We start from the raw sequence: 16,503 nt of genomic DNA on the forward strand, positions 1-16,503 counted from the left end.
TATCCTCTCGGTTCTTCGGACGCCGACCTAGGATGTGCACATGACGATCCAATCGGGGGAACACTTCCTGCCGGCGCGGCGGGCGCTGGCCGATGACGTGTACGACGCCGTCCTCGGCCTGCTGATGGACCAGGTGATCGAGCCGGGCAGCCGCGCCAGCATCGACGGCATCGCCCGCCAGCTCAATGTCTCCCCCACCCCGGTCCGGGAGGCGCTCGCGCGCCTCGAGTCGGAGGGCCTGGTCGTCAAGAAGGCCCTGAAGGGCTACACCGCGGCGCCCCTGCTCGACAGCGACGGACTGCGTCAACTGTTCGAGATGCGGCGGCTGCTGGAGCCGTACGCGACCCGCAACGCGGCGGGCGAGCTGGATGCGGACACGCTGAAGCAGCTGGAGGACCTCTGCGACGCCATGCACCGCAGCGGCCAGGCGGCGCAGACCGGCGGCGACCGCTTCAAGGACTACAAGGACTTCGCCAACCAGGACGCCGAGTTCCATCGCATCATCGCCGAGCACTCGGGCAACGCCCTGCTGGCCGACGCGATCGGGCGCCTCCGCTCGCACATGCACCAGTACCGCATCTACTTCAAGCACGGCGTCGTGGACGAGACGTCGGGCGAGCACGAGGCCGTGCTGGAGGCGCTGCGCAGCGGCAAGCCCGCCTCGGCCGAGAAGGCGATGCTCGACCACATCACCAAGTCGTACGCCCGCATCTCCGCGAGCCTCGCCGAAGCCGAGAAGGCCGGCTAGCGTCCCTCCCCTCGCGCTTTCTCCACTGCTCGATTCCACGATCAGCGCTCGATGGATACCGTCGCCGGCTGACGGCGATGGGCGCGCCGGACGAGGCGTGCGCCCTGCGAGATCACGACGACGCCTGCGATCACGATGAGGCCGCCGATCAGTTCGGTGGGGAGCGGGATCTCGCCCAGCCAGACCCAGGCGATGAACACCGCGATCGGCGGGACGAGGTAGAGCAGGGAGGTCGCGATCGCCACCGGGAGATGGCCGACCGCGTAGCCCCAGAGCACGAACCCGAGCGCGGACGGCAGAAGACCGAGGTAGACGGCCGCTATCCATCCTGTCGGCGACGCCTCGACCAGCCGCCCCCACCCGAACGGGACGAGGGGCAGCGTCATCGCGGTGCCGGCGACCATCGTGTAGGTGGCGACCTCGAGACCGGTGTAGGTCTTCAACAGCGGCCGCTGCAGGGGATGATAGATGCCCTGTACGACCATCGCCGCGACGACGATCCACACGGAGGCGGACAGCGACACGCCTGCTCGCGCCAGGCACACAACGGCCACCCCCGCCAGGGCGATCAGGCTGCCGACGACGGTGAACCGCGTGACGGGTTCGCGGAAGAGGAGGAAGGCGACCGCGACCGAGACGAGCGGTGCGGCCGCGACGATGATGCTCGCCGTCCCCGCAGGCACGTGCAGCTCGCTCTCGTTGAGGAGTAGCTGGTAGGCGGTCATCCCGAAGAATCCAGCGGCGACGATCCAACCGAAATCGCGCGGCCTCGGGAGGCTGACCCGCTTCACCGCTGCGAACGCCAGGAGCGCGATCATCGCCACCGCGAGTCTGACGAACGAGAGCCCGATCACACCGAAGGCCGGCGCGGCCACCTGGATAGCAGGGAAGGCGCTGGCCCACAGCACGACGACGGCCAGACCGGCCAAGACTCCGCGATTCGCTTTCACTCTTCAAGGATTCTTGACGTGTTCCATACAGCACAAGTGAATAATCTTTATGCGACAACTCACTCACGCTTAGTTTTTTGTGACGACCTCGCCGCCTGAGCTCAGCATCGATTCGGCCTTAAGCTCTGAATGCTAAAGTTCACAGATGATAGATGTACGCAAGCTCCGGATGCTCGCCGACTTGGATCGGCTGGGGACCATCGCGGCGGTCGCCGAGGAGCTTCAGCTGACGGCGCCCGGCATCTCGATGCAGCTCTCCGCCCTGGAGAAGGAGCTCGGCGTCACCCTCACCGAGCGTCAGGGGCGGCGCCTGGCGCTCACGCCAGCCGGGAGAATGCTCGCCGAGCACGGGCGGGATGTACTGGACCGGCTCTCGCTCGCCGAGCTCGAGGTGGAATCCCTCCGACTCGGGAGGGCCGGAACTTACCGGCTCGCCGCCTTCCCTTCGGCTGCCCGGACTTTCGTCGCCGACACCTGGAGGCACCTGTCCGAGCACTCCGGCATCCAGCTGAACCTGAGCACGCCGGAGCCGGCGGAAGCCCTCGCGAATCTGCTCAGCGGGCTCTCGGATGTGGCCGTCGTCCACTCGTACTCCAATGTCCCCCGCCGCCTCCCGGACGGCATCGTGGGCCGCCGGCTCGTCAGCGAGCGGGTCTGGCTGGCGATCCGCGCCGACGACGACGCGGCGGCTCCGATGGTCGACATCGCCGATCTCTCCGAGCACTCGTGGGTGGCGCCGCAGGCGGACTTGACCTGCTATGAGATGGTGGATCGCGCCTGCGGGCTGGCCGGCTTCCGGCCGAGGGTCGTGGCCGAGAGCGTCGACTTCGCCGCACAGCTCGAACTCGTCGCCGCGGGAGCCGGTGTCGCGCTCGTGCCTGGACTCACCGTCCCGTCGGTCCCTGAGGGCGTGACACTGTGCGCGCCCACACTCCCGCTGCAGCGGCACATCGACGTCGCCTACCGCTCCTCCCTCCGCGGCGACGCCGGGGTGGAGCGCATCGCCGAAGTGCTGGCGGCGACCGCAAAGGATCACGTGCGACGCACCCCGACGGCGCACGCCTGAGTCACCCCGCCGACGACTCCAGCTCCTGCCCGGTCGCACTTCCCGCGCGCACGATGTGTCTTGCTGGCGCTCGTTGGACTATATCCAATAGGATATTGAGTAGGACGAGCGAGAGGACAACGGAGTGAGCATCGTCACGGGCTTCGAGACCCTGGATGTGCGGTTCGAGACATCCGCCCTGCTGGACGGGTCGGACGCGATGAACCCGGACCCGGACTACTCCGCCGCCTACCTGCGCGTTACGACCGACGCCCTGGACGGCCACGAGGGCCACGCCTTCGTGTTCACGATCGGTCGCGGCAACGACGTCCAGGTCGCCGCCATCGAGGCCATCGCCCACCGCGTGGAGGGCAGGAACGTCGAAGCGATCCTGGACGACCTCGGCGGGTTCTGGCGCGAGTTCGTCCACGACTCGCAGCTGCGCTGGCTCGGCCCCGAGAAGGGCGTCATGCACATGGCCATCGGCGCCGTCGTGAACGCGTTCTGGGACCTCAAGGCCAAGCGCGCGGGTCTTCCCCTCTGGCAGCTGCTGTCCCGCATGTCGCCGGAGGAGCTGGTCGCGCTCGTCGACTTCCGGTACCTCACCGACGCCCTCACCCCCGAGCAGGCGCTCGAATTGCTGCGCGCGGCGGAGCCAGGCCGTGCTGCGCGCGAGGCCGAACTGCTCGCCGACGGGTATCCCGGCTACACGACGACGCCCGGCTGGCTCGGCTACTCCGACGAGAAGCTGCGGCGCCTGGCGCGCGAGGCCGTCGACGACGGCTTCACGCAGATCAAGCTCAAGGTCGGCGACCGGCTCGATGACGACCTCCGCCGCCTCCGCGTGGCCCGCGACACGGTCGGCCCCGACATCCGGATCGCCATCGACGCCAACCAGCGCTGGGATCGCGACCAGGCCATCGAGTGGATCCGCGCCCTCCAGCCCTTCGACCTCGCCTGGGTCGAGGAGCCCACCAGCCCGGACGACGTCCTCGCCCACGCGGCGATCGCCCGGGCGGTGGCGCCGGTGCCGATCGCGACCGGCGAGCACGGCATGAGCCGGGTGCTGTTCAAGCAGCTGCTGCAGGCGGGCGCCGCATCCATCGTCCAGATCGACTCGACCCGCGTCGCCGGGGTCAACGAGAACATCGCGATCCTGCTGCTCGCGGCGAAATTCGGCGTCCCCGTCTGCCCGCACGCCGGCGGCGTCGGCCTGTGCGAGGCGGTGCAGCACTTCTCGATGTTCGACTTCGTCGCCGTCTCGGGCAGCCAGGAGGGCCGGATGATCGAGTACACGACGCACCTGCACGAGCACTTCGTCACCCCGGCCGAGGTGACCCGCGGACGTTACCGCGCGCCGCTGGCCCCGGGCATCGGGATGGAGATGCTCGCCTCCTCCCTCCACGAGCACGAGGTCGGTCGCGAATCCCGCGTCGAAGTGCACGTAGTGGCGGCTATCCCGGCGGAATAGCCACCACTACGTGCACTTCGGCGGAGGGTGGGGCTGGCTAGCCCGCGAGCGCGCGCTTCAGCGCCGCGACGATGTTCGTCGCCCGCTCGTCGGCTCCCGCCTCCATCCAGTTGGTGACGAACGCGAACCCGACGCGCGTGTCGCGGTCGGCGAAGGCGACCTGTCCGCCGGCTCCGTCGTGCCCCAGGCTCGACGGACCGAGGTACCGCCGCGCCTCCGAGTCCAGCTGGAAGCCGCGTGCCCACCGGGGCCACGGCCCGGGCGTCGGGAACACCGGCTCACCGCCGCTCATCGGGATGAGACCCGCATCCAGCACATCGTCGTCCAGCACCCGAACGCCGTCGGTCTCGACGACGGTCGACGACCAGAGGGACGCGAGGGCGTCCGCGGTGGCGATCCCGCCGGCGCCGGGGATCTGCGCGGCCCGGACCCGAGGGTCGTTGAAGCCCCCCTCCGGCGTCACGAGCTCCGGCGGGAAGGCGTCCCCGAGCGTCATCGCGAGGGCCGTCCAGGGCGACTCGGCCTGCTCCAGCTGCTCTCCCGCCTCGCGCTGGCTCTCCGACGCCTGCAGGTGCGCGACGCGGTCGGCGCGGCCGGCCGGCAGCCCGATCCACAGGTCGTCCGACCAGGGCGCGGCGACCGACGCCAGGTAGGCGCCGGGCATCGTGGAGGTGACGCGGCGGACGAGCTCGCCCGCCAGCCAGCCGTGCGTGAGCGCGTGATAGGCGTACCCCGAACCCGGCGTCCACAGCGGCTCCTGGGCGGCGAGGAACCCGGTGACCGTCTCCCAGTCGAGCGCCTGATCGAGAGTGAGCCGCTCGCGCAGGGCGGAGAGTCCGGCGCGGTGGGACAGCAGCTCGGCGACCGTCACGTCGCCCTTCCCGGCCGCGGCGAACTCGGGCCAGTATCGGGTGACGGGCGCCTCGTAGTCGAGCAGGCCGTCCTGCACCAGGCGGGCGACGAGGATGGACATGACGCCCTTGGTGCACGAGAACACGACCGAGGCCGTGTCCGCCGTCCACGCCTGTCCGTCGCGCTCGTCCTTCACGCCGCCCCACAGCTGCACCACCGGCCGGCCGTCGACGCGGACGGACAGGGCCGCGCCCATCGTCGGCCTCCCGGCGAAGGCGTCGGCGAACGCCGAGCCGACCTCCTCGAAGCCGGTCGCTGCGGTGCCCTCGATCACGTCGGTCATCTGGTCTTCGTCTCCGTTTCGTCGATCGCGGCTCTCGGCCGCATCCCTCCGGAGCCGTCCGGCTCCGTCGTCAGCCTGATCGGGTCGGTGATCCAGCCGCCGAAACCGCCCGCCTCCCCGGTGTTCTCGAACGCCAGGAGGTGCGGCGACCCGTCACGATCGACCACCACGCGCCCTGCATAGTAGCGCTCGTCCAGAAGCAGGTCGGCCGCCTCGAGCTCGAACGGGCCGAGCGGCGACGCCGATGGCGCGATCCAGATCCCGCCGGGGCCGTCCGACCGTTCGCCGGCGAGATGCGCCGTGTCGCACGAGAACAGCAGCCAGTCGCGGCCGTCCAGCCGGACGCTCTGCGGCACCTCCAGGTGCGCGAACCCCGCTCCCGGCTCCGTCAGGGGCGACTGCACCCGCCAGTCGGCGAGGTCGGGCGAGACCGCGTGGCCCACCACGCCGCGGTCACGGACGGACGCGCCGTCACGCACGCGCGCCGTGATCAGCATGTGCCAGCCATCGCCGGCGGCATCGCGGAACACCCACGGATCGCGCCACGCCTCCTCGTGCCAGGTGCGGTCCGGCAGCACCTCGTACCAGCGCGGGTCGGCCTGCAGCCGCAGCCGATCGTCCTTGCGCCAGTGGAACAGGTCGTCGGACACCGCGACGCCGATGGTCTCGATGTTGGTGATCTCGGCCGGCGAGAGGAATGCCGATCCGGTGTAGAACATCCGCCAGGCGCCGTCGTCGCCGCGGACGACGCTGCCCGTCCAGGTCGCCGAGGCGTCCAGGTCGCCCGGACCGCCGGGGCCCAGCACCGTCCCGTGATCGTCCCAGTCGACGAGGTCGGCCGAGGTGGCGTGCCCGATCCTGGCATTGCGATGCCGCAGATCCGGGTCGACGAGCGACACCGGCGCGTGCAAGTAGAACAGGTGGAAGAGGTCGCCGTCGTCGGCGACCCAGAAATCCCAGACCCAATGACCGTCTCTGCTGAACCCCATCCGTCAGCCCTTGACCGCGCCCTGGATGAGCGCCTTGATGAACTGGCGCTGGAAGATGACGAAGACCAGGATCGTCGGCAGGATGATGATCAGCGCTCCCGCGTTCAGCAGCGGGATGCTGAGGCTGTACTGCCCCTGGAAGAACGTCAGCGCTCCGGCCACCGTGCGCTGCAGCGGGTCGGCGATGAGCACGACGGGCAGCAGGAATTGGTTCCACGTCCACAGGAACAGCAGGATGCCGAGCGCCGACAGGGCCGGACGCGCGAGGGGAAGATGGATGAGCCGGAGCTCCTGCCACATCCCCGCGCCGTCGACCCGCGCCGCCTCGGACAGCTCGGTGGGCACTCCGACGAAGTGGGCGCGCATCCAGAACACGCTGAACGGCATGAACAGCCCGATCAGCGGGAGGATGATCGCCCACTGCGTGTTCAGCACGTTGAGCGACTGCATCTCGTAGTAGAGCGGGATGATCAGCGCCTCGAACGGGATGGTGAGCCCGAGCACGAACAGGATCAGCAGGGCGCGGGACCCCTTCATCCGGAGGCTGCCGAGCGCGTAGCCGGCGAGGCTCGCGATGACGAGGCTGATCGGCACGACGCCGAGCACGATGAGGGCGCTCGACCCCAGGAGCTCCCAGACATGACCGGTGTTGAACGCCTCGGCGAAGTTGCCCCACTGCGGGTTCGTCGGCCACGCGAGACCGGTCGGGTTTACGTCGGCCGGCTGCAGCGCCGCCGACACCATGTTCAGCAGCGGGATGACGGTGAGCACGAGCACGAGGACGAGCAGCACGCGGCCGGTCCACTTCTCGACGGGATTGACGATCATTGGTCACGGACTTTCGAGAGGCGCTGGATCGGGAGGACGACCACGAGGACGAGGATCATGAGCACGATGCCGAAGGCGGAGGCCAGCCCCACCTCGCTCTGCGTGAACCCGATCCGGTAGATGGAGATGCCGGGCACCAGGGTGGCGCGGCCGGGACCGCCGAGGGTGGTCGTGTAGATGATGTCGAAGCTGCTGAGCGCGGCGATGATCGTGATGGTGATGAGCACAGCCAGCTCCTGGCGGAGGCCGGGGAGGGTGATCGTGAAGAACTCGCGCCACCAGCCGGCCCCGTCGAGCCGCGCGGCCTCGTAGAGGGAGGCGTCGATCTTGCCGATGCCGGTGAGGAGCAGGACGGTGCACAGGCCGGTCAGCGTCCACGAGCCGATCAGCCCGACGGCCGGGAGCGCGGTCTGGTAGTCGCCGAGCCACGGGCGCGCGAGACCGCCCAGCCCGATCCATCCCAGGATCTGGTTGACGGCGCCGGTCTGCGCGTACATCCACGACCAGGCGATGCCGGCGGCCGCGAGCGGGATGATCTGCGGGAGGAAGAGCACCGTCTGCGAGAGGCTCGAGAAGAACCCGGCCCGGATGGAGCGGATGAGCGTGGCGAGCACGAGCCCCGCCACCACCGGGATGACGGTGAAGAACGCGATGAGGATGAACGCGTTCCGGATCGCGCCGAGGAGGTCGGGATCGGTGAACACCGTCAGGTAGTTCGAGAGCCCGACCCAGGTCGAGGCGCCGATGCCGTTCCAGTCGTAGAACGAGTACTGGACGCCCTGGATGAGCGGCCAGAGCACGAACGCGGCGTAGAAGAACAGGGCGGGAGCGACGAGCAGCCAGCCGATCCGTCCCGTGCGTCCGGCCATCCGCTTCCGGGTGGCCGGACGCACAGGGGTCCCGGATGCGGCCCCGCGCGAACCGTCGCGAACCGCCCGTCGCGCCGACGGGGTATGGCGGGTCGTGTCGTCGCCCGCGCGGGGTCGCACCGAGGTCATCGTTACTTCTTCACTTCCTGCTCGTAGAACGCCTGCACCTTGTCGACGAACTCCTGGCCGCTGATCTTGCTGGTCACCAGCAGCTGCGACTCGGGGATGATCGCGCCGGCGTAGATGCCCGCCGTGGTGTTCGCCATGAAGTCGACCTGGCCGTCCTCCTTGGCGATCTGGGCCGCCGCCGCGAGCACCTGCTCCGTGATGGAGCCCTTCTCGACCTTCGGCTGGGCCTGCGCCGGGTCACCGCCGGGGGCGGCGCCGGTGACGTCGACGACGATCTGGCGCGCCTTGTCGTTGGTGTGCACCCAGTTCAGGAAGTAGGCGACCTCGTTGAGGTGCTTCGACTTGGCCGCGGCCGAGAACGAGTTGGCCGCACCCATCGCGACGTGGTCTCCGCCCTTCTCCGCCGGGGGCACCAGGAAGAACGTCAGGTCCTTCCCGAGCTTCTTGGCGTAGTTCGCGGCCTCCCAGTTGCCGTTGAACGTGAAGACGCCCCCGCCGTCCTGGAAGCGGCTGACGAACGTGAAGTAGTCGAGCGCGTTGATGTCCGACGGGAAGTAGCCGGCGTCCGCCCACTTCCGGATGAGCTCGGCGCCCTTCACGTTGCCCGCGGTGTTGTAGGTCGCGCCCGGCTTGTTGAACATCCAGTCGAGGAACTCCTGCTTGTCGGCGTACTGGTTCATCGCCGCCTGGACGGTGAAGTTGACCACGCCGTCCTTGTCGCCCTCGACGAGAGGCGCGATGCCGGCCGCCTTGGCCTTCGCGAAGTCGGCCTCGAGTTCTCCGAGGGTCTCCGGCGGAGCGGTGATCCCGGCCTGGGCCGCGAGCTTCGTGTTCATGAAGATGCCCGTGACGCTGTAGCCGAGGCCCAGCTGGTAGAGCGAACCGCTGCCGCGCACGCCGTCCTTGGTCATGCGCAGCGGGGCGAGCTGGGCCGGGGACCACTTGTCCCAGCCGTACGCCGTGAAGAAGGGATCGAGGTTGGCCACCAGGCCGTCCTTCACCGTGTCGCCGAGGGTGGGGAGGCGGATGAGGTCGGGCGGCGTGGAGCTGGCGAGCAGCTTGGGGGCGTTGGCCGTGAGGTTCTGGAACGTGTCGCGGGTGATCTTGAACGTGATGTTCGGGTGCTGCTTGGTGAACTCCTTGGTGAGGTCGTCCGTCAGCGGGAACCCGGTCTCGTCGGCGATCGTCAGCTGGACCTTGTCAGAGGTGAGCTTGGTGCTGACGTCGGTCGCGGTGGTCGCGCCGGAGGTGGAGGATCCGGGCGCGCAGCCGGTGAAGACGAGTGCGGTGAGCGAGGCGATGAGGCCGGCGGCTGCTGCGCCGCGCACCCTCCGCCCGCGAGATGTTGTGGACATGCAGGACTCCTTCGTCGACAGGATGGGTCGATACCGATCCCAGTGCTAAATGCTTTCAGCAGGCCCTATACTGAGATACGTCGCGCACATTGTCAACTGCGTTCCGCGAACGGCGCACCCAAGCGGCTACCATCCCGAACAGGAGGAGGACGTCTCGATGCTGAGCAAGCGCGTGACCCTGGCCGACGTCGCCAGGAAGGCGGGCCTCTCCGTCTCCGCGGCATCCATGATCCTCAATGGCCGCCCGGACACGCGCCTCTCGCAGGACGCCCATGACCGCGTCCACGCGGCCGCCGCCGAGCTCGGCTACCGGCCCAACGTCGCGGCCCGCGGGCTGAAGACCGACAAGACGCACACCATCGCGTTCATCTCCGACGTCGTCGCCACCACCCGCTTCGCCTCCGGGCTCATCAAGGGCGCTCTGAACGCGGCCGAGACGGCGGGCCACGTCATGATGGTGCTCGAGACGGACGGCGAACCGAAGCGCGAGACCGAGGCGATCGGCGCAGCGCTCGACCGGCAGGTCGACGGCATCGTCTTCGCGACGATGCGTGCGAGGGAGCTGTTCCTCCCCGACATGCGGATCGAGACGCCGGTGGTCATGCTGAACGCGACGAACGCGCGCTTCCCGCACGCGGTGCTGCCGGACGAGTACGGCGGTGGCCGGTCAGCCGTCCACGTGCTGGCGGACGCCGGGTTCCGCGACGGCATCGCACTTCTCGGCCAGAGCGACGCGAAGGAGAAGGGGCTGTTCCGCTCCGCGACCGTCGCACAGCGCGTCGCCGGCATCCGCGACACGATGGCGGAGCTCGACCTCGACTTCGTCTCCGAGACGTCCGTGTGGCTGTGGGAGCCCGACGAGGGCTACGAGGCGACCAGGAAGCTGCTCCGCCGGAAGGACCGCCCGCAGGCCATCGTGGCGATGAACGACCGGCTGGCGTTCGGCGCATACCAGGCCGTGAGCGAAGCGGGCCTGCGCATCCCGGACGATCTCTCCATCGTCTCGTTCGACAACGACGAGCTCGCCGCCTACCTGCGACCCGGCCTGACGACCGTCGCCCTCCCCCACGAGGCGATGGGAGCCCGCTCGGTCGAGCTGCTGCTGCATCCCGGTCCGGCAGGCGAGGAGCTCATCCCGATGCCGGTCATCGAGCGGGCGTCGGTCGCCGCGCGGGTCTGAGCTCCCCGCTGCGGATCAGCGCGGGACGCGGGCCGCGGCGTCCGGGAAGGCGGGCGCCTCCGGCCGCGGACCGGTCTGGTACCAGTAGGCGACCGAGAAGACGTCGTCGGTGCGCTCGAAGAGGCCCTTGTCCCAGACGCCGATCTGCTGCACGGTCACGCGTAGGTCGCTCTCGAAGAAGATCGGGTCGGGCAGGTGCCAGCGGTACACCGCGTGCATCGGCGCCGTGGAGGTGATGAAGGTGCCCCCGCGCGTCTCGTCGCGCGTGCTGAAGAAGGGATAGCCGCAGTACGGCGCGCTGAACGTCAGCGGAACGGGCTCCGGGTCGTGACGCAGTTCGTCCTGGAACGCCCAGGCGCCTCCCGCGTAGTCCTCGAGCCCGGTGCTGCACAGCGTCGGGAGGTCGGTGTCGCCGTCGACGAAGAACTTCACCTCGCCCTCCCCCCACCAGTAGCGCGAGAGCGAGGCGACGCCGATGTAGGTGCCGAGGTAGCGGCCGCGTCCGGTGACGCCGTCGAGGATGACGTGGTCCTCCCCCAGCGCCGTCGTCGCATTGGAGCGCCGCCACTGCGCGTGGAACAGCGGCGTCCCCTCGGGGATGTCGTCGCCGACGGTGTAGTCGACCTGGAAGAAGACGTGGTCGACCGAAGCTGCGTGGTCGCTGTCCAGCACGATGCGGGCGCGCTGCCGGAACGGCATCGGGATGTAGGAGTTCATCCCGCCGGTCGGCGCCACCACGATCGGCTCGGAGGTGACCAGCGCCCGCGCGGCGAAGCCGTTGCAGAAGAAGTCGCCGAGCGGCGCCTCGACCGCGGGCTGCTCCTCGTCGTCCCAGTACATCCGCAGCACCAGGTCGCGCAGCACGAACGGGCCGCCGTCCGTGCGGTCGGGGACCGTGATCCAGATGTGCCGGATGACGCCGGGCCCCTCGATGTCGGCGAGCGTCAGGCTGCCGCCTGCGGGCAGGGCCGCGTACGCGCTGCCCTTCCGGCCGGGACCGAGGTGCGAACTCGCCGCCGCGGCCGCGCCCGGTGCGCCGGTGGGGTTCTCCGCGTTGATGGAGCGGGAGCGCACGCCGTCGGCGGCGAGCAGGTCGGACAGGGTGGGAAGCACGGTTCTCCTCAGGTCTGATGGGTGGATCGGATGGATGGGTCGGGCGGCTACTTGACCGAGCCGACGGTCACGCCGCGGCTCAGGGTGCGCTGGAAGATGATGAAGAACACGAGGGTGGGCAGCAGCGAGAGCAGCGACCCGGCGTTCAGCGAGGTGATGTCGATGGAGTTCTGCCCTTGCAGCGTCGCCAGGGCGATCGGCACGGTCTGCACCGACTGGTCGGAGAGCAGGATGAGCGGGATGTAGAACTCGTTCCACGTCCAGACGAAGAAGAACACCATCAGCACCGAGAGCGTCGGCCGCATCACCGGGTAGACGACCGACCAGAGGATGCGCCAGCGTCCGGCGCCGTCGAGCGCGGCGGCCTCCAGCAGCGACGGCGGCAGCGTCGACATCACGCTCGACAGCAGGTAGGTGCCGAATGCGGCCTGCAGCACGGTGAAGACGATGATGACGCTCCACACGGTGTTGAAGGTGCCGGTGGCCTGCGCCCCGTAGAACAGCGGGTAGATCAGCGCCTCCTGCGGCAGCATCGTCGCCAGCAGGAAGACGGCGAGCAGCGCCGTGCTCCCGCGCACCCGGCCGACGCCGATCGCGTAGGCGCTGAGCAGCGAGACGAGCGTGCCCAGCAGAGCCACCAGCGTCGAGATGACCACCGAGTTCCACAGCGCGCGGAGGAAGTCGACGCGGTCGAGGTAGTCCTGGAACGACTGCAGGCTCCAACTGGTCGGAAGCGCGAGCGGGCCATGCGCCGAGTAGTCGGTGCCGGTCTTGAACGCATTGAGCACGAGCAGGACGAGCGGCGCGAGCATCACCAGCGCGATCAGCACGGCGGCGACGAGGATGAGCCACCGGAGGGGCCGTCGCGGGCGGCGTCGGCGGGCGCCCGCGCGGACGGTCCGCTGCGGCGCATCGGCCCGGCGCGGCCGGGAGTCGGTGGGTGCGGTCGTCGTGGTCATCCGGCGGCCTCCTCTCGGGCGCCCCGACGCTGGAGCCAGAGCATGACGCCGGCGACGAGGAAGATGACGATGGACATGGCGGTCGCGATGGCGGAGCCGTAGCCGACCTTGGAGAGCTCGAAGAAGTTCCGATACGAGTAGTAGGACGGCACGACGGTCGAACCCTCCGGGCCGCCTCCGGTGAGGATGAGGATGGGCGCGAAGACCTTGAGCGCCCCGACGGTCGCGGTGATCACCACGACGAACACCTCCGGCCGGATCTGCGGGACCGTGATGGCGCGGAACCGCCGCCACCACCCGGCGCCGTCGAGGGAGGCCGCTTCGTAGAGCTCCGGGTCCACGCGCTGGAGGGCGGCCATGAAGATGACGACCGGATAGCCGAGCTGCAGCCAGATCAGCATCAGCATCACGGCGTAGATCGCGATGTTCGGGTCGCCGAGCCAGTCGGGCGGGCACTTCACCCCCAGCGCTTCGATCACGCTGTTCAGCAGGCCGTTCTGGGTGGCGAGCACCCAGCTCCAGATGAAGCCGGCCACCGCGATCGGGAGGATCTGCGGCAGGTAGTAGGTGGCCCGGAGGAACGCGGCCGTCCTGCCGCCGAACTCCCGGCCGATGTAGTCGAAGAGCATGGCCGCCAGCAGCAGCCCGAGCAGGGTGGGGACGATCACGATGCCGACGATCATGAAGATCGTGTTCGTGAACGCCAGCCAGAACTGCGAGTCGTGCAGCAGGTCCACGTAGTTCTGCAGACCGTTCCAGCGCATCGGGGCGATGCCGCCCTTCCAGCGGAACAGGCTGATGAACACGTTCACCGCGAACGGGAGGAGGACGATCACCGCCGTCCCGATGATCATCGGGAGGAGGTACATCCAGTAGCCGGCGCGTCGCGCTGACCGCCGGCGCCGCAGCGGGGGCGCCGCGGCTGGTGTCGCTGTCGTCATGTCATGCTCTCCGGATCCGGAGGGTGGGGCGGAGTCGCGTTCGGCGACTCCGCCCCGCCGCTCAGCCCTGGTCGGTCGCCTTCTTGCCGTCGTCGTAGAACTTCTGCAGCTTCTGGATGTACTCGTCAGCCGTCTCGTTCTTGTTGGACATCGCGGCCATGTTGGTCTGGATGAAGTCCAGGAACCCCGGAACCGGGTAGTCCGGGTAGAACGTCAGGGTGTCCGCCTTGACGATCTCGTCGAAGCGCTCGGTGTAGGCGCGGGTCACCGGGTCGGTGATCTTCGAGGAGTCGCCCGCGAGCGGAAGGCCGCCGAGTTCGCCGATCTTGTTCTGGACCTCCGGGCTCAGCGTCGTGTCGATCCAGTCGTAGGCGAGGTCCTTGTTCTTCGCCTTCGCCGGCACGCCCCACAGGTGGCCGGACGACCCCATCGACATGTTCGCGCCGGGGAGGGTGAAGTAGCCCCAGGCGAAGTCCTTCTGGTCCTTCACCCGCGAGAACACGCCGTTGTTCCAGATGAGCATCCCGGTCTTCCCGCTGAGGAAGTTGACGTTCGCCTGCTCGTAGGTGAGGCCGGCGAGGTCGGTGCCGAGGTAGCCCTTGTCGATCCAGTCCTGGAACTGCTCGGTGCCCTTCTTCCACGGATCCGCGGAGAAGTCGACCTTGCCCTTCAGGAACATGAAGTCGTCGATCTGCTTCCGGTCGGCGTAGGCGGAGACGAGCGAGTACCAGACCCACATCTGGTTGAAGCCCTGGTTGGTCGACGCAGAGGACGACACCGGCGTGATTCCGGCGGCCTGCAGCTTCTGCATCGCCGCGACGAACTCGTCCATGGTCTTCGGCTCGGCGGCGATGCCGGCCTTCGCGAACAGATCCTTGTTGTAGTAGAAGGTGACGTACTCGCCGATGTTGGGGATGCCGTACCAGTCGCCGGAGCCGGCCTTGCCCTGCTCGTCGTACTTGGCGAAGGACTGCATGCCGCCGGTGACCTTCTTGTCCCAGCCGTACTTCTCCACCTGGTCGTTCAGCGGCGTGAGCAGTCCCTGGCTGGCGAGCTGGCCGCCGTCGGCGTTGCCCTTGTTGAACTCGACGACGTCGGGCACCTTGTTGCCGCCGAGGGTGAGCTTGGCGTTCTTGCGGACGGCGTCGAAGCTGGTGGTCTGGAAGTCGACCTTCACGTCGGGATGCTTCTTCTTGAACATCTCGAGGGCGAGCTGCCAGCCCTGGCCCTGCGCCGTCTTCGGGTCCTCGTACTGGAGGATCGTGAACGTCTTGCCGGCGTCTCCGCCACTGCCGCTGCTGCAGCCGACGAGGCCGGCGGCGGCCACGGCGACCGCCGCTGCTGCGGCGGCGAGGCGGGCGACGGTGCGGCCGCCCGGTTTCCGGGGTGTTGTCATTGCGTTGCTCCTTTGCATCGGGTGTTCGGGGTGCGTGTGTTCTGGGTGGTGCGGATGGTGGGCATGGCGAGGAGGACGGCGGGCGCGCGGGCAGGCTCGCGCCACCGGTGCCTCCGGTCGATGGTTCGGTGTGCGGCGGGATATGTGGGCCGGGATGCGGTCAGGTGCCGGAAGGCGGCCCGATCGAGTGCCGGAGGACGGGCGCACAGGGCATGAGGAACCCTTCGCGCTCGGCGCCGTCGAGGGATCCGTCGAGCCGGCCGACCACGCGGCGCACCGCCCACGCGCCCATGTCGCGGTGCGGCAGCTGCACGGTCGTGAGGCCGGGGTCGAGCGCCTCGGCGACGAACTCCTGGTTGTCGAAGCCGGCGATCGAGAGGTCGCCGGGGATGTCGAGCCCGAGGTGGCGCGCCACCTGGTAGAAGCCCATCGCGGTCTGATCGCTGAAGCAGAACACGGCGGTCGGCCTGTCCTCCCGGTCGAGCAGCTGCCGGGCCGGCTCGACGGCGAACCGCGTGGCCGCGTCCTCCGCGACCACGGTGAGGCTCTCGTCCCGGCGGAGGCCGGCCTCCGTCAGCGCCCGCTCGTGGCCGCGGGCGCGCAGCCGCGAGGCGATCGGGTAGGCGCGGACGTCGCAGAAGCCGATCCGGGTGTGACCGGCCTCGATGAGCAGGCGCGTCGAGGTGTAGGCGCCCAGCTCCTCGTCGGGCACGACGTAGTCGACCGTGGGATGCGCATCCTCATCGGACGGGCGGCCGTCGAGGATCACGACCGGCATCGTCGGCGGAACGAGCGGCAGCTCGACGAGCTTGTGGAAGTTGGTCGCGACGATGAGGCCCTCGATGTTGCGCTGCAGGAGGGACTGGACAGCCGGGGTCTGCACCTCGTCGTTGCCGTAGGTGTCGATGAGCATCAGCATGAAGCCGCTGTCCCAGGCCGCCTGCTGCGCGCCCGCGAGCATGTGACCGGAGAACGGCACCGTGGCGACCTGGTCGGACACCATCCCGATCGTGCGGCTCTGTTTGGTCTTGAGCGACCGGGCCAGCTGATTCGGCACGTAGCCGAGCTCGTCGGCGACCTGCTTGATGCGCTGCGCGACCGAGGCGTTGACGCGGCCCTCGCCGCGACCGCTGAGCACCAGGCTGACGCTCGACACGGAGACGCCGACGTGCGAGGCGATGTCCTTCATCGTCAGCATCGGCGCTCCTTCGCTCTGTGCGTCAATCGGTTGACTTCAATCGATTGACGTCACGCTACGAGCGTCAAACGCGTTGACGCAAACGGCCGTTACGAAGTCGTTATCCGCTCGCCCCGATGCGGGACTCGGTGCGCCCG

Annotated in this window: 15 protein-coding genes; 4 read left to right on the forward strand and 11 right to left on the reverse strand. The window is 69.0% G+C overall.

Going from position 1 to position 16,503, the window contains the following annotated elements:
• Positions 1-40: 40 nt before the first annotated feature.
• Positions 41-748 (forward strand): GntR family transcriptional regulator, encoded by a 708-nt coding sequence (locus H284_RS0107140; protein ID WP_018189697.1) that lies wholly within the window; start codon positions 41-43, stop codon positions 746-748.
• Between the two features lie 41 nt (positions 749-789).
• On the opposite strand, the gene H284_RS0107145 is transcribed toward H284_RS0107140, so the two are convergent.
• Entirely contained in the window at positions 790-1,698 is a 909-nt protein-coding gene (locus H284_RS0107145) for a DMT family transporter (RefSeq protein WP_039731222.1), read from the reverse strand.
• A 145-nt stretch (positions 1,699-1,843) separates the two neighbouring features.
• On the opposite strand from H284_RS0107145, the gene H284_RS20000 reads away from it, so the two are divergent.
• Together H284_RS20000 and H284_RS0107155 are read left to right on the forward strand one after the other, a co-directional pair.
• Positions 1,844-2,764: a LysR substrate-binding domain-containing protein gene (locus tag H284_RS20000; protein ID WP_039731223.1), complete on the forward strand. Its 921-nt coding sequence runs from the start codon at positions 1,844-1,846 to the stop codon at positions 2,762-2,764.
• 124 nt (positions 2,765-2,888) lie between these two features.
• Positions 2,889-4,214 (forward strand): enolase C-terminal domain-like protein, encoded by a 1,326-nt coding sequence (locus H284_RS0107155; protein WP_020075694.1) that lies wholly within the window; start codon positions 2,889-2,891, stop codon positions 4,212-4,214.
• Positions 4,215-4,251: 37 nt separating this feature from the next.
• Here H284_RS0107155 and H284_RS0107160 read toward each other — a convergent pair whose 3' ends face one another.
• From H284_RS0107160 to H284_RS0107180, 5 genes are all read right to left on the reverse strand, one after another.
• Positions 4,252-5,409: a serine hydrolase domain-containing protein gene (locus H284_RS0107160; protein WP_020075695.1), complete on the reverse strand. Its 1,158-nt coding sequence runs from the start codon at positions 5,407-5,409 to the stop codon at positions 4,252-4,254.
• A complete protein-coding gene (locus H284_RS0107165; RefSeq protein ID WP_020075696.1) occupies positions 5,406-6,398 on the reverse strand; it encodes a glycoside hydrolase family protein in 993 nt (330 codons plus the stop codon). Before H284_RS0107165 ends, H284_RS0107160 begins: the two co-directional genes overlap by 4 nt.
• 3 nt (positions 6,399-6,401) lie before the next feature.
• Positions 6,402-7,226: a carbohydrate ABC transporter permease gene (locus H284_RS0107170; protein WP_018189691.1), complete on the reverse strand. Its 825-nt coding sequence runs from the start codon at positions 7,224-7,226 to the stop codon at positions 6,402-6,404.
• The gene (locus H284_RS0107175) at positions 7,223-8,095 is read right to left on the reverse strand and encodes a carbohydrate ABC transporter permease (RefSeq protein WP_020075697.1); all 873 of its coding nucleotides are present in this window, start codon (positions 8,093-8,095) and stop codon (positions 7,223-7,225) included. Before H284_RS0107175 ends, H284_RS0107170 begins: the two co-directional genes overlap by 4 nt.
• Before the next feature lie 131 nt (positions 8,096-8,226).
• Positions 8,227-9,579, reverse strand: a complete 1,353-nt coding sequence (locus tag H284_RS0107180) for an ABC transporter substrate-binding protein (protein WP_231371105.1) — start codon at positions 9,577-9,579, stop codon at positions 8,227-8,229.
• 157 nt (positions 9,580-9,736) lie between these two features.
• Between H284_RS0107180 and H284_RS0107185 the strand changes: the two genes are divergently transcribed.
• The gene (locus tag H284_RS0107185) at positions 9,737-10,759 is read left to right on the forward strand and encodes a LacI family DNA-binding transcriptional regulator (RefSeq protein ID WP_020075698.1); all 1,023 of its coding nucleotides are present in this window, start codon (positions 9,737-9,739) and stop codon (positions 10,757-10,759) included.
• Between the two features lie 15 nt (positions 10,760-10,774).
• On the opposite strand, the gene H284_RS0107190 is transcribed toward H284_RS0107185, so the two are convergent.
• From H284_RS0107190 to H284_RS0107210, 5 genes are all read right to left on the reverse strand, one after another.
• Complete coding sequence (locus tag H284_RS0107190; RefSeq protein ID WP_020075699.1) at positions 10,775-11,872, reverse strand: glycoside hydrolase family 172 protein; 1,098 nt, start codon at positions 11,870-11,872, stop codon at positions 10,775-10,777.
• 47 nt (positions 11,873-11,919) lie between these two features.
• A complete protein-coding gene (locus H284_RS0107195; RefSeq protein WP_020075700.1) occupies positions 11,920-12,831 on the reverse strand; it encodes a carbohydrate ABC transporter permease in 912 nt (303 codons plus the stop codon).
• Positions 12,828-13,685 carry an ABC transporter permease subunit gene (locus H284_RS0107200; RefSeq protein ID WP_020075701.1) on the reverse strand — a complete coding sequence of 286 codons (858 nt, stop codon included), beginning with the start codon at positions 13,683-13,685 and terminating at the stop codon, positions 12,828-12,830. The genes H284_RS0107195 and H284_RS0107200 overlap by 4 nt, the downstream gene beginning before the upstream one ends.
• Positions 13,686-13,833: 148 nt before the next feature.
• Complete coding sequence (locus tag H284_RS0107205) at positions 13,834-15,168, reverse strand: ABC transporter substrate-binding protein (protein ID WP_018189684.1); 1,335 nt, start codon at positions 15,166-15,168, stop codon at positions 13,834-13,836.
• 160 nt (positions 15,169-15,328) lie between these two features.
• Entirely contained in the window at positions 15,329-16,366 is a 1,038-nt protein-coding gene (locus H284_RS0107210; RefSeq protein WP_020075702.1) for a LacI family DNA-binding transcriptional regulator, read from the reverse strand.
• Positions 16,367-16,503: the final 137 nt, after the last annotated feature.

The organism is Cryocola sp. 340MFSha3.1, assembly GCF_000383315.1.
GTDB lineage: Bacteria > Actinomycetota > Actinomycetes > Actinomycetales > Microbacteriaceae > Leifsonia.

What these genes read in the sequence shown, in the direction of transcription:
- H284_RS0107180 (WP_231371105.1), bottom strand. Translation starts at nt 9,579, where the DNA reads ATGTCCACAACATCTCGCGGGCGGAGGGTGCGCGGCGCAGCAGCCGCC.
- H284_RS0107170 (WP_018189691.1), bottom strand. Translation starts at nt 7,226, where the DNA reads ATGATCGTCAATCCCGTCGAGAAGTGGACCGGCCGCGTGCTGCTCGTC.
- H284_RS0107195 (WP_020075700.1), bottom strand. Translation starts at nt 12,831, where the DNA reads ATGACCACGACGACCGCACCCACCGACTCCCGGCCGCGCCGGGCCGAT.
- H284_RS0107140 (WP_018189697.1), top strand. Translation starts at nt 41, where the DNA reads ATGACGATCCAATCGGGGGAACACTTCCTGCCGGCGCGGCGGGCGCTG.
- H284_RS0107160 (WP_020075695.1), bottom strand. Translation starts at nt 5,409, where the DNA reads ATGACCGACGTGATCGAGGGCACCGCAGCGACCGGCTTCGAGGAGGTC.
- H284_RS0107205 (WP_018189684.1), bottom strand. Translation starts at nt 15,168, where the DNA reads ATGACAACACCCCGGAAACCGGGCGGCCGCACCGTCGCCCGCCTCGCC.
- H284_RS0107210 (WP_020075702.1), bottom strand. Translation starts at nt 16,366, where the DNA reads ATGCTGACGATGAAGGACATCGCCTCGCACGTCGGCGTCTCCGTGTCG.
- H284_RS20000 (WP_039731223.1), top strand. Translation starts at nt 1,844, where the DNA reads ATGATAGATGTACGCAAGCTCCGGATGCTCGCCGACTTGGATCGGCTG.
- H284_RS0107200 (WP_020075701.1), bottom strand. Translation starts at nt 13,685, where the DNA reads ATGATCATCGGGACGGCGGTGATCGTCCTCCTCCCGTTCGCGGTGAAC.
- H284_RS0107175 (WP_020075697.1), bottom strand. Translation starts at nt 8,095, where the DNA reads ATGGCCGGACGCACGGGACGGATCGGCTGGCTGCTCGTCGCTCCCGCC.
- H284_RS0107165 (WP_020075696.1), bottom strand. Translation starts at nt 6,398, where the DNA reads ATGGGGTTCAGCAGAGACGGTCATTGGGTCTGGGATTTCTGGGTCGCC.
- H284_RS0107185 (WP_020075698.1), top strand. Translation starts at nt 9,737, where the DNA reads ATGCTGAGCAAGCGCGTGACCCTGGCCGACGTCGCCAGGAAGGCGGGC.